Origin of the sequence: Aestuariivirga sp., assembly GCF_020252405.1 — a bacterium.
GTDB lineage: Bacteria > Pseudomonadota > Alphaproteobacteria > Rhizobiales > Aestuariivirgaceae > Aestuariivirga.
Genome location: NZ_JADCDA010000002.1, coordinates 1 through 13,830 on the forward strand (window position 1 = coordinate 1; position 13,830 = coordinate 13,830).

12 protein-coding genes are annotated in these 13,830 nt (G+C 63.0%); 4 read left to right on the forward strand and 8 right to left on the reverse strand.

The window, feature by feature from the left end; translation table 11 throughout:
• Window positions 1-274 precede the first annotated feature (274 nt).
• From rpoD to IOC69_RS00350, 5 genes are all read right to left on the reverse strand, one after another.
• Complete coding sequence (rpoD, locus tag IOC69_RS00330; RefSeq protein ID WP_290541535.1) at window positions 275-2,377, reverse strand: RNA polymerase sigma factor RpoD; 2,103 nt, start codon at window positions 2,375-2,377, stop codon at window positions 275-277.
• A gap of 129 nt (window positions 2,378-2,506) precedes the next feature.
• Window positions 2,507-4,450, reverse strand: a complete 1,944-nt coding sequence (gene dnaG / locus IOC69_RS00335) for a DNA primase (RefSeq protein ID WP_290541536.1) — start codon at window positions 4,448-4,450, stop codon at window positions 2,507-2,509.
• 89 nt (window positions 4,451-4,539) lie between these two features.
• The gene (locus IOC69_RS00340; protein WP_290541537.1) at window positions 4,540-5,268 is read right to left on the reverse strand and encodes an ABC transporter permease; all 729 of its coding nucleotides are present in this window, start codon (window positions 5,266-5,268) and stop codon (window positions 4,540-4,542) included.
• Between the two features lie 4 nt (window positions 5,269-5,272).
• Window positions 5,273-5,977 (reverse strand): ABC transporter permease subunit, encoded by a 705-nt coding sequence (locus IOC69_RS00345; protein WP_290541538.1) that lies wholly within the window; start codon window positions 5,975-5,977, stop codon window positions 5,273-5,275.
• 3 nt (window positions 5,978-5,980) lie between these two features.
• Window positions 5,981-6,772 (reverse strand): transporter substrate-binding domain-containing protein, encoded by a 792-nt coding sequence (locus IOC69_RS00350; RefSeq protein WP_290541539.1) that lies wholly within the window; start codon window positions 6,770-6,772, stop codon window positions 5,981-5,983.
• Window positions 6,773-7,130: 358 nt separating this feature from the next.
• Between IOC69_RS00350 and IOC69_RS00355 the strand changes: the two genes are divergently transcribed.
• The 3 genes from IOC69_RS00355 (at window position 7,131) to IOC69_RS13670 (ending at window position 10,388) form a co-directional block, all read left to right on the forward strand.
• A complete protein-coding gene (locus IOC69_RS00355; RefSeq protein WP_290541540.1) occupies window positions 7,131-7,550 on the forward strand; it encodes an organic hydroperoxide resistance protein in 420 nt (139 codons plus the stop codon).
• A 416-nt stretch (window positions 7,551-7,966) separates the two neighbouring features.
• On the forward strand, window positions 7,967-9,688 hold the full coding sequence (locus IOC69_RS00360) for an ATP-dependent Clp protease adaptor ClpS (RefSeq protein WP_290541541.1): 1,722 nt from the start codon (window positions 7,967-7,969) through the stop codon (window positions 9,686-9,688).
• Window positions 9,689-10,115: 427 nt separating this feature from the next.
• Window positions 10,116-10,388: a helix-turn-helix domain-containing protein gene (locus tag IOC69_RS13670; protein ID WP_366935493.1), complete on the forward strand. Its 273-nt coding sequence runs from the start codon at window positions 10,116-10,118 to the stop codon at window positions 10,386-10,388.
• A 122-nt stretch (window positions 10,389-10,510) separates the two neighbouring features.
• On the opposite strand, the gene IOC69_RS00365 is transcribed toward IOC69_RS13670, so the two are convergent.
• Together IOC69_RS00365 and IOC69_RS00370 are read right to left on the reverse strand one after the other, a co-directional pair.
• Window positions 10,511-11,764, reverse strand: coding sequence for an amino acid permease (locus IOC69_RS00365; protein WP_290541542.1), 1,254 nt, complete (start codon window positions 11,762-11,764; stop codon window positions 10,511-10,513).
• Window positions 11,757-12,572: a YqcI/YcgG family protein gene (locus IOC69_RS00370; RefSeq protein ID WP_290541543.1), complete on the reverse strand. Its 816-nt coding sequence runs from the start codon at window positions 12,570-12,572 to the stop codon at window positions 11,757-11,759. The genes IOC69_RS00365 and IOC69_RS00370 overlap by 8 nt, the downstream gene beginning before the upstream one ends.
• A gap of 128 nt (window positions 12,573-12,700) precedes the next feature.
• Here IOC69_RS00370 and IOC69_RS00375 point away from each other — a divergent pair, with 128 nt between their 5' ends.
• Window positions 12,701-13,201 carry an Lrp/AsnC family transcriptional regulator gene (locus IOC69_RS00375; RefSeq protein WP_290541544.1) on the forward strand — a complete coding sequence of 167 codons (501 nt, stop codon included), beginning with the start codon at window positions 12,701-12,703 and terminating at the stop codon, window positions 13,199-13,201.
• Window positions 13,202-13,259: 58 nt separating this feature from the next.
• On the opposite strand, the gene IOC69_RS00380 is transcribed toward IOC69_RS00375, so the two are convergent.
• Entirely contained in the window at window positions 13,260-13,721 is a 462-nt protein-coding gene (locus IOC69_RS00380; RefSeq protein ID WP_290541545.1) for a GatB/YqeY domain-containing protein, read from the reverse strand.
• Window positions 13,722-13,830: the final 109 nt, after the last annotated feature.

Genomic DNA, 13,830 nt, shown 5'->3' on the forward strand with positions numbered 1-13,830 from the left:
ACGAGGGCGATCCTACTCTAACTCGGCCCGTCAAACGGCCAGCAAAATCACGATCCGTCCCTCGCCGCTGGACGGGAGTTATAACTCCCGTCCAGCGGATCTCTTTTCGCACTTTCGAACGCAATTGTCATAAGACAAGCTAGTTACACAGAGACTGATTAACTTCTGCAAATCAGGTTAGCGATCCGGTTGAGCTAAAGACCCATTTGAGACTTCAAACAAAACACCCGGCAAGAGGCCCGGTGTAATGGTGTTCAGCGATCGGAAGCCTCAATCAGTTGTCGAGGAAGCTCCGCAGTTTCCGGCTCCGGCTCGGGTGCTTGAGCTTCCTCAGCGCCTTGGCCTCGATCTGGCGGATGCGCTCGCGGGTGACGGAGAACTGCTGGCCCACTTCCTCCAGCGTGTGGTCGGTGTTCATGCCGATGCCGAAGCGCATGCGGAGCACGCGTTCCTCACGCGGTGTCAAGGACGCCAGCACGCGGGTTGTCGTCTCGCGCAGGTTGGCCTGGATGGCGGCGTCGATGGGAAGGATCGCGTTCTTGTCCTCGATGAAGTCGCCGAGGTGCGAATCCTCCTCGTCGCCGACGGGGGTTTCGAGCGAGATCGGCTCCTTGGCGATCTTCATCACCTTGCGGACCTTCTCAAGCGGCATCGAGAGCTTGTCGGCCAGTTCTTCCGGCGTGGGCTCGCGGCCGATTTCGTGCATCATCTGGCGCGAGGTGCGCACGATCTTGTTGATCGTCTCGATCATGTGCACGGGAATGCGGATGGTGCGCGCCTGGTCCGCGATCGAGCGCGTGATGGCCTGGCGGATCCACCAGGTGGCATAGGTCGAGAACTTGTAGCCGCGGCGGTATTCGAACTTGTCCACCGCCTTCATGAGCCCGATGTTGCCTTCCTGGATGAGGTCCAGGAACTGCAGGCCGCGGTTCGTGTATTTCTTGGCGATCGAGATCACGAGGCGGAGGTTGGCCTCCACCATTTCCTTCTTGGCGATCCTCGCCTCGCGCTCGCCCTTCTGCACCATGGCGACGATGCGGCGGAACTCGGGGATCTGCAGGCCGGTGGCCGTGGCGAGTTCGAAAATCTCGTCGCGGATGACCTTGATCGAATCCTTCTCGTCGTTCACGAACTTCTTCCAGCCGAACTTGGCCAAGCGGCCCACACGCTTCAGCCAGTCGGGGTCCAGCTCGTTCGACTGATATTCCCTCAGGAACTCGGGCCGCGGCACCTTGTAGGTCTCGGCAAGGCGCATCAGGCGGCCTTCAAGCGCGTTCAAACGCTTGTTGATGTCGTAGAGCTGCTCCACCAGCGCCTCGATGCGGGCGTTGTTGAGGGAGAGCGACTTCACTTCAGCCACGATCTCCTCGCGCAGCTTCTTGTAGCGGCGCTCCTGGGAGGGCGAGAGCTCCGTGCCCTCGGCCACTTCCTGGTCCTGCAGCTTGCGCAGCGACTTGTAGCTCCTGGCGATGTTGTCGAAAATCTCGAGGACCTTGGGCTTCAGCTCCGCTTCCATGGCGGAGAGCGACACGCCGAGGTCATCGCCCTCGTCGTCATCCTCCTCCTCGACCGGCGGCTTGTCGAAATCCTCAGGGCTCAGCACATCGCCGAACTCGTCATCGGCCGACGGGCGGCGCACGGCGGCGGCCACGCGCTTGGCCTCGGCGCGCTTGGCTTCGGCCTTCAACTTCACTTCTTCCTTGGGCGGAACGTAGGGAGCGGGCGTCTGCACCGGGCCCTGCTTCTTCGCGTCGGGGCCGGCATAGGTGGCCTCGAGATCGATGATGTCGCGAAGGAGAATCTTGGCTTCGTTGAGCTCGTCGCGCCAGATGATGATGGCCTGGAAGGTGAGCGGGCTTTCGCAGAGGCCGGCGATCATCGCTTCGCGGCCGGCCTCGATGCGCTTGGCGATGGCGATTTCGCCCTCGCGCGAGAGAAGCTCCACCTGCCCCATCTCGCGGAGATACATGCGGACGGGGTCGTCGGTGCGGTCGGCGGGCGTCTTGGCGGCTTCAACCTTGATGAGCGCCGTTTCGGAGGACTCGCCCTCGGCCTCGGCCTCGACCTTGGCGGCGAGGTTTTCGGACTCCTCCTCGGACTCGACCACGTTGATGCCCATCTCGTTGAGCATCGCCATGATGTCCTCGATCTGTTCCGGGCTGGTCTCGTCCGACGGCAGAACGGCGTTGAGTTCATCCAGCGTCACGAAGCCGCGCGCCTTGGCGAGCTTGATCATCCGCTTGACGGCGGCATCCGACAGATCGAGGATCGGCGAATCCGAACCGTCGCCCTGCGTTTCCGGGGCTTCGGCGTCAGTGCCTTCGGCCTGCTGGTCATGATCGTCCGGGGCGGGTGCGCGCACTTGGGCTCGGGCCATGAGAAATCCTTGAAATTCAAGCGGAGGGAACCCGCCATAGCAACATTGCGATTCGGGGTCAAAAGCTAGGAAGCGCGCGTTAAGCGCCGCTTAAGCCAGCCATTGCAACCGAACCCGTTTCGGATCGCCTCAGGTGATGGCGTCAATCTGACGGCCAGAGGCGGCGCCAAAGCCCTCGATCTGGGCTTCCGACCCCGCATGGGACGACAATTGCTCGCGCACGGCCTTCAGCGCGTTCTCATTTTCCACCGTCGGATCGGCGGTCCATGCAGCCTCGGCTGCACGCACCTCCTGCTCGAGGGTGATGGTTTTCCGGTGTCTGGCGATCATCTGACGAAGGCCGGTGCGGGCGTCACCCTGCGCAGCCCCGCTCCCAAGGAACCATTCGTTCAGCCGCTTCGCCTGGGCTTCCAGGCGGTCCAGAAGAGGACCGAACCCCACATTGATAAAGTGGGCCTTCAGGACCGCGCCGTCAAGACCGGCACCCAAGGCCGCGCTATCTATGATCTGGGTACGGAGGGAGTCAAGCTCCGGCACGCGCATCTCCAGGGTGGAGAACTCCTCCAGAAACTCATGCAGCAAATCGGGATGGTTCACCAGACACAGCGTAATCAGCCCCTCCCGCAGAACCGCCTGCGACGTGGGATTGGAGACCAGCTGAGAGCGCCTGAGCGCCAAAGACGGCGGCTGCTGCAGGTCCCACGGCCGCATGCCGGGTTTGAAGGGACGGTTTCCGCCTGTCTTTCCAAAAGCCTGGCGGCGGTTGCCGGGGCCCCGGTTGCCGCCCATGGGGGCAAAGAGCGCACGCATCCGCTCGCCGAACTCGGCGAGATAATGTTTTTTCACAACATCGTCGTTTATGCTGTTGAGAAAACTCCGCAAATCCTTCTCGAACTGGGCGCGGCGTTCGGGCGTCGACCGGTCATTCTGGGCCAGTGCCCGCTGCCACAGCATGTCGGCGAGCGGCTGGGCGCCGTCGATCACCTCGCGCACCGCGCCGGGGCCCTGGGCTTTCAGGAGGTCGTCCGGGTCCTGCCCCTCAAGGAGCAGCGCAAAGCGCAGCGAGTGGCCGGGTTCGAGCAGCGGGAGGGCCTGGTCGAGCGCCCGGTAGGCGGCCTTGATCCCTGCCCCGTCGCCGTCGAAGCACAGGATGGGCTCGGCTGCCTGTTTCCACAGCATCCGAAGCTGGTCCTCGGTCAGCGCCGTGCCGAGGGGGGCCACAGCCTGCGGCAATCCGGCGCGGTGCATGGCGATAACATCGACATAGCCCTCCACCGCGATGATCTGGCCCTTCTCATGGGCGGGTCCGCGGGCCTTGTCCAGGTTGTAGAGGACACTGCCCTTGTGGAAGAGCGGCGTTTCCGGCGAGTTCAGATATTTGGCCGGCACGTCCCTCGACAGCGCCCGGCCGCCAAACGCGATCACCCGCCCGCGCGGGTCACGGATGGGGAACATCACCCGGTCGCGAAAGCGGTCATAAGCGACGGGAATGTCGTCGCCGGAGATCACCAGCCCGGCCTCGGCCATCTGCTCCACCGAAACGCCCTTGTCGGCGAGGTGGCTGCGCAGCGCCGAGCGGTCGTCAGGCGCATAACCCAGGCGGAACTCCTTCTGGATGGCGGGAGGGAGCTGCCGGTCGGCGAGGTAACCCCGCGCGCGGGAGCCGCGCGCCGCCTGGAGTTCGGCCTCGAAGAACCCGGTCGCCATCTCCATCACATCATAGAGGTTCGCCCGCTGCTGCTCCCGTTGCTGGTCGGCCTCCGACACGACAGGCATGGGGAGCCCCGCCTCCTGCGCCAGCCTTTCGACGGCCTCGGGGAAGCTCAGGCCCTCCTTTTCGACGAGGAAGCGGAACACGTCGCCCGAGGCCTTGCAGCCGAAGCAATGGTAAAACCCTTTCCGGTCATCGACGTGGAAGGAGGGCGATTTCTCGCCATGGAATGGGCAGCAGGCCCAGAAGTCGCCCTTGCCCGGGTTCGACTTCTTCCGGTCCCAGGTAACCTTGCGACCGACCACCGAGGAGATGGAAACCCGGTTCCTGATGTCTTCAAGAAAGGACGGAGGCGCCTGCATGCCTGATCATGTGCGCCGTTTGAAGGGGGAGTTCAAGCCGCGCTCTTCATTCCTCTCCACCACCGCGCGGAGCCAAGGAGCGGACGCAATCACCGCAGCACCGGCGCCTCGGACACCAATTCCTTCCGGCTCTTGAGGTGGCGGTACAAATGCCCCTCGATCCCGCGGAAGCCCCACAGCGTCAGGTAGGTCAGCGCCAGGTAAATGATCCCGATGGTGATGAACATCTCATAGGGGGCAAAGGTCCGCGCGATCACCACCCGCGCCGCCCCCGTGAGGTCCATCACGGTGACGAGGCTGGCGAGCGAGGTGGACTGCAGGATGAACACCACCTCGTTGGTATAGGCCGGGAACAGGATGCGCATCGCGATGGGAAACTTGATGCGGCGCAGGATGGTGAAGGGGCTCGTGCCCATCGCGCGCGCCGCCTCGATGTCGCCCAGCGGCACGTTGCGGAGCGCCCCCGCGACGATCTCGATCGTGTAGGCCGCGGTGTTCAGCGTGAAGGCGATGAGGCAGCACCAATAGCCATCGCGCAGGATGAACCACAGAACCGAGGACCGCACCGCCTTGAACTGGGCGAGGCCGTAGTAGATCAGAAACAGCTGGATCAGCATCGGCGTGCCGCGGAAGAAATAGGTATAGGCCCAGATCGGCCCGCTGATGAACCTGTTGGGCGAGGTCCTGAGCACGCCCAGCGGAACCGACAGGATGATGCCGCCGATGACGGTGAGCACGGTAAGCTGCAGCGTGACGGCGAGGCCGGAGAACAGGTCCGGCAGGCTGGTCCAGATCAGGCTCAGATCAAAGGAGGCCACCGCCTCAGCTCCGCCGGAAGCCGGAGGAGGCCCAGCGCTCCGCCCGGATGCGCAGCACGTCGGACACCGCCGTCATGGCGAGGTAGAGCAGGCACGCGATGAAGAACACGGTGAAGGGCATGTGGGTCGGAGCCTTGATCAGGTCCGCCTGCCGGGCGAGCTCGGTGAGGCCGATCACCGATGTGATGGAGGTGGCCTTCAAAAGCGTGAGCCAGAGATTGCCGAGGCCCGGAATGGCCAGCCGCCAGGCCTGCGGCAGCTCGATACGCAGGAAGACCTGGGCGTTTGACATGCCATAGGCCTGGCCCGCCTCGCTCTGGCCCCCGGGAACCGCGAGAAAGGCGCCGCGGAAGATTTCGGTGGCATAGGCGCCATAAACGAAGCCGACGACCAGCGTGCCCGCCATGAAGGCGTTGATGTCGACCCGCACCTCGCCGCCGCCGAGCGACAGCAGCCACTGCAGCAGCAGCGTGCCGCCATAGTAGACGAGCAGCATGAGCACCAGTTCGGGGATGCCGCGGATGACCGTGGCATAGGTTGAACCGATGGCGCGCAGCAGGCGGTTGTTTGACAGCCGGGCCAGCGCGCCGAGAATGCCCAGCGCGAGCGCCACCATCATGGCCGCCACGCCGACCGACAGGGTTATGAGCGCCCCGTCGATCAGCAGGTGGCCATATCCTTTCAGGTCAAGAAAGGCCGGCAGGGCCAAGGATCAGCCGCCGTAAATATCGAAATCGAAATACTTGTCGTTGATCTGCTTGTAGGCGCCGTCGGCGCGCATGTCCTTGATCGCCTGGTTGATGGCGTTCAGCAGCTCCGTCTCACCCTTGCGGACGCCGATGCCTTCGCCCTTGGAGCCGAAGGCCGTCTCCGGCCAGGTGTTGCCGACACGGGCGAAATCATCCTTCGAGTCTCCTGCGAGCAGGCCGTTCTGGAGCACGATGAAGTCATCGAAGCGCGCGTCCACGCGGCCCGCGGTCGCGTCGAGGTCCGCACTTTCCGACGTGTCATAGACCACGATCTCGGCCTGCGGCCAGGTCTTGCGGGCATAGCTCTCGTAACCGGTGGAGCGCTGCACCCCAATCTTCTTGGCCGCAAGCGTAGCCGGGTCGACATAGCCGTCGGGGCCAACTATGATACCGGAATTCTTGTTGGCCACAAGGCCCGTCGGGCTCTGGTAATAGGGGATCGAAAAGTCGATCTTTTCCTCGCGCTCCGGCAGGATGCCCATGGAAGCGACGATCACGTCATATTTCTTGGCGATGAGGCCGGGGATCATGCCGTCCCAGTCCTGCTTGATGATTTCGCACTGGGCATCGAGCTTCACGCACATGGCCCTGGCGAAATCGACGTCGAAGCCCTGAAGGCTGCCGTCAGCCGCGACGAAATTATAGGGAGGATAGGCGCCCTCGGTGGCGATGATGAGTTTTTTCTGCCCGGCAAGCGCCGGACCCGCCAGCATGGCGAGGCCGAGCGCCACGGCGGCGATCTTCAGCAGTTTCATGTGAGTTCCCCAGTTTAGGACGCCGCAGATTTAGGCCCCGATTGTGACAGTTTGTCCAGAGCGGGAAATCCCGTCATGATGGCGACATGTTGCGGGAAATGTACAACATTCAGCGGGGCATGGGCCGCGGCCGGCGGATCGACCACTCCCGGATTGCCGGAGCTGGCGCGTGCACAACTTCCCCGGTCAGGCGGCGTGCCGCACGCGGGCGTCGCCTTTCCCGCCAACGCCCCCGGACATGGCGCTTGAGCATGATCTGGCGGCCAGGGCGGGGCGGTGAAGAAGGCTTGATCCGCCGCCGCATCGCATCCAAAGTGAGGCGGGACATCAGACAACCGGCTTTTTGAAGGAGACGCCAATGCCCATCGCCTATACTGCCCATGCCACCTCCACCGGCGGCCGCGACGGCCACGGCCGCACCGATGACGGCAAGCTCGACGTGCAGCTGTCGCTCCCTAAGGAAATGGGCGGCGACAACAAGGGCACGAACCCCGAGCAGCTCTTCGCCGTCGGCTATTCCGCCTGCTATCTCGGCGCCATCCGCTTCGTCGCCGGCAATGAGAAGGTGACGATCGCGCCGGACGCCTCGGTCGCCGCCCATGTGGGCGTCGGCCCGCGCGAAGACGGCCGCGGCTTCGGCCTTGAAGTGGCGCTCGATGTGCACCTGCCCGGCCTCGACAAGGCCCAGGCCGAGGACATCACCGCCAAGGCCCATGTGGTGTGCCCCTATTCCCACGCCACCAAGGGCAACATCAAGGTGACCACAAAGATCGTGTGAGGCCTGGCCCAGATGACTTGCACCGGTGCGGGGCAGCCTGGCGGCCCCGCATTTTTCTTGGGGGTGACGCCTCCACCCATGCGGGCCGCCGCAAGGATTTTTTGGAATATAGTCCTTTTTTGATCTTGACTTTCTTCCTAGGGTATGCTAAATGTCCAACAACGCGCTTTCTGCTGATTGACATTGTGAATCTTTTTTGAGCGGCCCCGCCCTTGGCCGCGATCCGCTCCACGCCGCCGCCCCGGCGTGGGATGGGATCGCGCTTCGGGCGTAGCCCCTGCGGCAAGCAGCCTGCCTCCGTCACCTCGAAAGGTCTGCATAGCCAGCCTCGTGCTTACGCGCCCTTTGACAGAAACCTACCCCTGCGATAGATGGTGCAATCTGCGATTGTTCCCTCATCCACATGGAGAGACGCCGTGCTGACGCCCACGAAGCCGCCGGAAACACGCACACTGATCCTGAGCAACGATCCTGAGACGCCGTGGGACGTTGTGGTGGGACTCCTCCGCACCGTTTTCGCGATGACGCCGGAAACCGCCGAGGCGGTGACACGCAAGGTGGACAAGGAGGGGCAGGCCTGCTTGGGCCCGTATCCCGCCAATGTTGCAGAAGCATTTCTTGCCGCGGCGATCGAGGCACGGGGATTGCACCCGCTCAACATCCGGATCATGGCGGATGAGGATGATGGGCCGCGCTGTGCCTTTTGCGAAAGGCTCACGCCCGAGGGACAGCGGCGCTACACGCGGGGCAAGGCGACCATCTGCCAGGATTGCCTTGCCGCCGGCTACGCCCAGTTCCGGTCCGATGGCGGCGAGCGCCCCGATTTCGGCTATGCCTTCCAGGCGCTGGGCTGGCACTTTGCGGGTATCCCGAAGAACCTGATCACCTCCACGGCGCGGGGCTTTCCCGGCCACATGCGCGCCGACGTGCAGACGGCGGTGAGCAGCTGCTTTTCCAGGCCGGACAGCATCATCTACGGCGTGCTTGAAGAATACCGCTATGAGACGCTGACCTTCGCCAAGCTCATGTCGCAGAGCCGCTCGCCCTCAATGATCGCGCAGGCGGAATACGAGGACCTCGACATCGGCAGCGGTGAGCCCGTGAAGTGCCTGAGGAATGGCTTCTGGCTGCTGCACGATAACGACATGCCCTATGTCGTGGTGCTGTCGGAACACCGCGAGTTCGACAGGGAATTGCAGGTCCGCATCGAAATCGCCGCCCCCATCGGCGAACAGGGCCGGGCGCTGACAGCACGCTGCTTCAAATTTCTTGAGGATGAGGTGGAGGCGGCACGCAGCTATCGGGGCAAAGTCCTGTCCTTTGAGGCGAAGGGCCGGTATCGCGGCCAGTCCGGCGGCATGATGGTGCATCGCCTGCCGCCGGTGTCGCGCGAGGACGTGATCCTGCCGCAGGACACGCTCGCGCTGCTGGACCGCAACCTCCTCGACTTCGTGGAAAACCGCGAGAAGCTGCGGGCGCTTGGGCAGCCGACGCGCAAGGGTATCCTGCTCTATGGCCCGCCGGGCACGGGCAAGACGCACACCATCCGCTATCTCGCTCACAATCTGCCCGGCCACACGACGCTGCTGATCACCGCGCAGCAAGTTGCAAAGCTCGACCAGTATGTGCTGCTGGCGAGGCTGCTGCAGCCTGCCATGGTGGTGATCGAGGACGTGGACCTGATCGCCCGCCAGCGCGAAAACATGAACGGCCCCTGCGAGGAGTCGATGCTTAACGAGCTGCTGAACGAGATGGACGGGCTGAAGGGCGACGCCGACATCATCTTCGTGCTCACCACCAACCGGCCGGAGCAGCTGGAGGAGGCCCTGGCCGGGCGGCCGGGCCGCGTGGACCAGGCGATCGAGATCCCGCTGCCGGACGAGGCGTGCCGCAAACGGCTCATCTTGCTTTATGGTGGCAATCTGGCACTGGGTGACCCGGTGGTGGCGGAGGCGGCGGCACGGACCCATGGCATGAGCGCCGCCTTCATCAAGGAGATGATGCGGCGCATCGCCCAGCTGACATTGGGGCGTGACGGAGGGACGGTTTCCTCAGCCGACATGGCGCATGCCATTGACGACATGCTGTTCTCCGGCGGCCGGCTGAATGCCCGGCTGCTCGGGGCGGAGACCACCTGAGAGCATGCCGTTAGCGCTGAAGTAGGTTTCATTCCTTTGGATCATGCGCCGGCTTTCGCCGGGGTGACAGCTGGAAGGCGACCGGGCGCGCTCTTCCGCCTCCCACATGCGCGAACTTGACCGGCACCCTTTGACGGCCACCATTTGACGGCCACCACATGGGATGGTCGGCGCGAGCCTGACCATCATGCGTGTTGGAAGGAGAGAGTCCGCAAAGTCAGCATCGCCGGGGACGATCCCGGAGAGGACAAGATGACCAGCTGCTCCACGCCGCTTGACCTCAGTTCTGACGGGACTTGATGCGCCGGATGGGGCGAGGGACGCGACACAGGCTTCGTTTTGACCAGTTTTCCAAGGCTCCTGTTGACCCAACGCAAAGCCTGGCGAATGTGCAAGCAGCGGTTTGCGACCGGTGGGAGCTTACATGATGCAAAATGGAAAATGGGAGGAGGATCTAACCCGCGCCATTGACAGGCACGTGGGCCGCCGGTTGCGGACCCTGCGAACCTCCCGGCGCCATTCGGTGCTTCGTCTGGCGACGCTGATGGGACTGCCGGCCTTTGACCTCGCTCGCATTGAGAGCGGAACACGGCGCCTCTCCATTCCCGAACTATGGACGCTCACGCGCATATACGGGGTCGAACCCCGCTTTTTCTTCCGGTTCGACAGGCGTGGAGAAGACAAAGTTGGAAATTATTAGAGCAGGTTTCGGGTTCAGAGGACTCGAAACCTGTTCTATCTTTATCTCTCTGCTTGGTCGCATTTTAGACGGTCAACCGGTGTCCACTTGACCTGAAAATGCTTTAGGCATGGAACGGTCCGTCAGGGCGGTGAGGATGCATGCACGGTCGATTTCGCAGGCCACCGGGGAGCCAGAATCGCGGCGAGGCCGAGCAATGCCGGATAGACGAGGTTTGAACCCTGCCAGGAACACAAGACGACGACGAGCCCGACAACAGCCGCTGCAAGCAAGCGGGGTCCCGTGCCGGGCATCAGACGGAACAGGGACGCCCCGGCAATGCCATAGAGAATGAAGAAATTCTGCCCGGCCAGCGCCAACATGCGATCAAGGCCGAAATGCCATATTTGGTCAGCGATGAGCACACAAAGCAAGGTCGCGACCGTCGCCAAGGCGGCGCGAACAGGCCTGCCATTCCAGGTGCCTGCGAACCAACCCGGAAATTGCCCTGACCGGGCAAGGCTGAAGACGAGCCGGGATACGCCCCAGACCGCGCCTGTGAGATTGGCGAAGACGATCAGACACGCCGTAAGGCCCACAGCGCTCGGCCCGATTGGCCCAAGCACGGGCCCTACAAAGCGTATGAAGGGCGCTTCATAGACCCCTTCGAGGTCAAATCGGCTGGCGGTAAACGCCGCGCCCCCATAGAGAGCGCACACCAGCAGAAATGAGCCAACCATCGCCTTCGGAAAGTCGGTCGCGGGGTTGCGGAACTCCTCCGCGATCCCTGCGCCGATTTCCCAACCGGTAAAGGCGAAAAAGATCATCATGAACGGGGCAAACGCGCCCGCGATTGGATAGGCGAGGCCAACAGACGTGATCCTGGCGGGTGGCGCCGTTACGACTCCTATGGCGATCATCGCGGCGACGACCAGAACGGTCGCGGAGGCCAAAGCTGTCATCACGCGTGCCGCCCCGTCACCCGGAAGGAGGTGGGGCACAAGAGAGAGCGTCACCAATGCGAGAGCATAAAGTGACGCAGACCCGGGCAAGACCTGTGCCAGGTAGTGGCCGCCGACGAGAGCGATCGACGGCAGCCCGAACGCCACCGCGCCCAGCAGCAGGAAGGCCGCGACACGTTGTGCCGCTGGCCCGAAAGCCTTCCCGGCATAAGCGGCGATGCCTCCCGCGTCGGGATACCGTCGGCCGAGGAGAACGAATACGAGAACGAGCGGCGTGGCCGCGATGGCGCAAACGGCCCAGGCCAGGGGCGCTTGAGACCCCGCAACCTTCTGGACCAGACCGGGAAGAGTCAGGAGCCCAGCGCCCACGACAATGTTGAGGAGGATGGCGGCCCCTCGGGTCGCAGTGAGCGTGCGCCCGAGTTCATCACCCATTGCGCGAAGCCTGCTGGGTTGACGCCGCCGAGATGGCCTCTGGCTGCTCCGCGTCGTCAGGCGCAGCACCTGTCCGCGCCTTGAAGGGGCACCGGTCAGTTCGTGGTTCATTGGACTCCATTAGGCCGTATTGCCACCATTCGATCTCGCCAGCCTCATAACTCCCGAGCGTTGGGCTGTGCGCCAATCCATCATAGGCTTCGATCCGGTCGCGGATTCGCTGGCGTATTTTCCGGCCCGATGGCGTATCGCCCGCCACCCTGTCAAAACGCTCGCGCGGATTGATCACGAGTGTAAGCGCCGGTCCCAGATTCCTGCTGCGGCGCAGGCGATGGGCGGGATTGCTGATGTTGACGAAAATCTGCACCCCCAAGAAACACATGGTCCAGTAAGGCATGTGAGGATCGTTCGCGACAGTGCCGGGCCAGGGCACCGGATCGACATCATGCCAGAATTGAAGGACGCTCCACGCGACCTGGTGATAGCCGGCAACGCCCGGCGCAGCGACGCGTTCGGGGTGGAACACCATGACAAGAGGCTCCGCGGTGGCCGCAGAACCATCCCAGCTTGCTGCGCGCTTCAGATATTCAGCAAGATCAGATGCAGACTTCATAAAGGACGCCTTGCTGAGATCATCGACAAAGGAAAAGACAAGCCGTTTGGTGCGGCTCGCATGCTGAGCAAACAGGCAGGGAAACTGGCCTGTTATGCCGATATGATCGACGATAGATAATGCCACGTCCTTCCGCCACGGCACATTTGGCATCATCGCGTCAGCCATTTCAAGCTGATTTTGCAAAACTAGCATCGGAAAGCTCCTCATCTGCGGGAATAAAGGCTTCACGAGCTAGGAATTCTGTAGCATCATAGAGAAGGTGAGAATTTGATCAGTTTTGATCATTTTGACCAATAACGAGATGCGCTTGAGCCATTGTCATGCAGGATGAACCAGCACCGGTGCGTCCCTTCAGGCTGAACGCCAATGACCGGGCCATTCTGGCCTTGCTGGAGGAAGACGCCAAACGAACAACCACTGAGATTGCGTTGAGTCTCGGTATCTCACGCACCACGGTAAAAACCCGCATTGACCGCATGCGGGACCGCGGCGTGATCAAACGCTACACAATTGAGCTCGAAAGTCCGTCCGCTGGGGATGGACGTCCGTCGACGGCGTTCTTTGCCGTGCAACTGAAGCGTCCGATCTGCCGGATTGTCTACCAGTCCATCCGCGGCTGGCCGGAACTCCTGCAGGCGTGGTCCCTGACGGGGGATACGGATTTCCTGGTGCTCGTTCGCGCCACGGACAGCGAGCGGATCGAATACCTGCGGGAACGCCTCATTCGCCACCCGGAGGTGAGCAAAGTAACCACACACTTGGTCTTGCAGGATTGGGTCCGCAGGGTTTCACCGCCAGCGGATGCAGCGGGCTTGCGATAGGCTGGCCCCCAGCGCATGTTACGATCAGGCGGAACCACCCGATCGGCAAGATCATGCGCTAACCCAGCAGCGCCTTCACGATGGCGCCGGCCTTGCCCATGTCCAACTGACCTGCGAACCTGGCCTTGAGCTCCGCCATGACCTTGCCCATGTCCTTGACCGAGGTGGCGCCGAGCGCGGCGATGACGGCGGCGACGGCGGCCCTGGCTTCCTCGCCGGACATCTGTTTGGGCATGAAGGACTGGATGACCGCGATCTCGTCGCGTTCGTTCTGGGCGAGTTCCGGGCGGCCGCCCTGCTCGTAAGCCGCGACCGAGTCCTCGCGCTGCTTCACCATCCTGGCGAAGAGCTCGGCGAGGCCCGCATCGGAGGTCAGCGCCGAATCATGGCCCTCGGTGCGGCTGTTGATGTCCTTGTCCTTGATGGCGGCCTGCATCAGGCGCAGCGTGCCGAGGCGCTTCCTGTCGCCCGACTTCATCGCATCCTTGACTGCCGCCGTAATGTCGTCGCGCAGGGCCATTTTGCCTGTTCCTCCCGAAAATCAGGGTTCGGGCCACGTGTAGAGCGGATAAGGCTGCACCGCAACCTTGACGGCCCGGCCCCCGTCCCCTAACCAGCCGCAAGTCCCC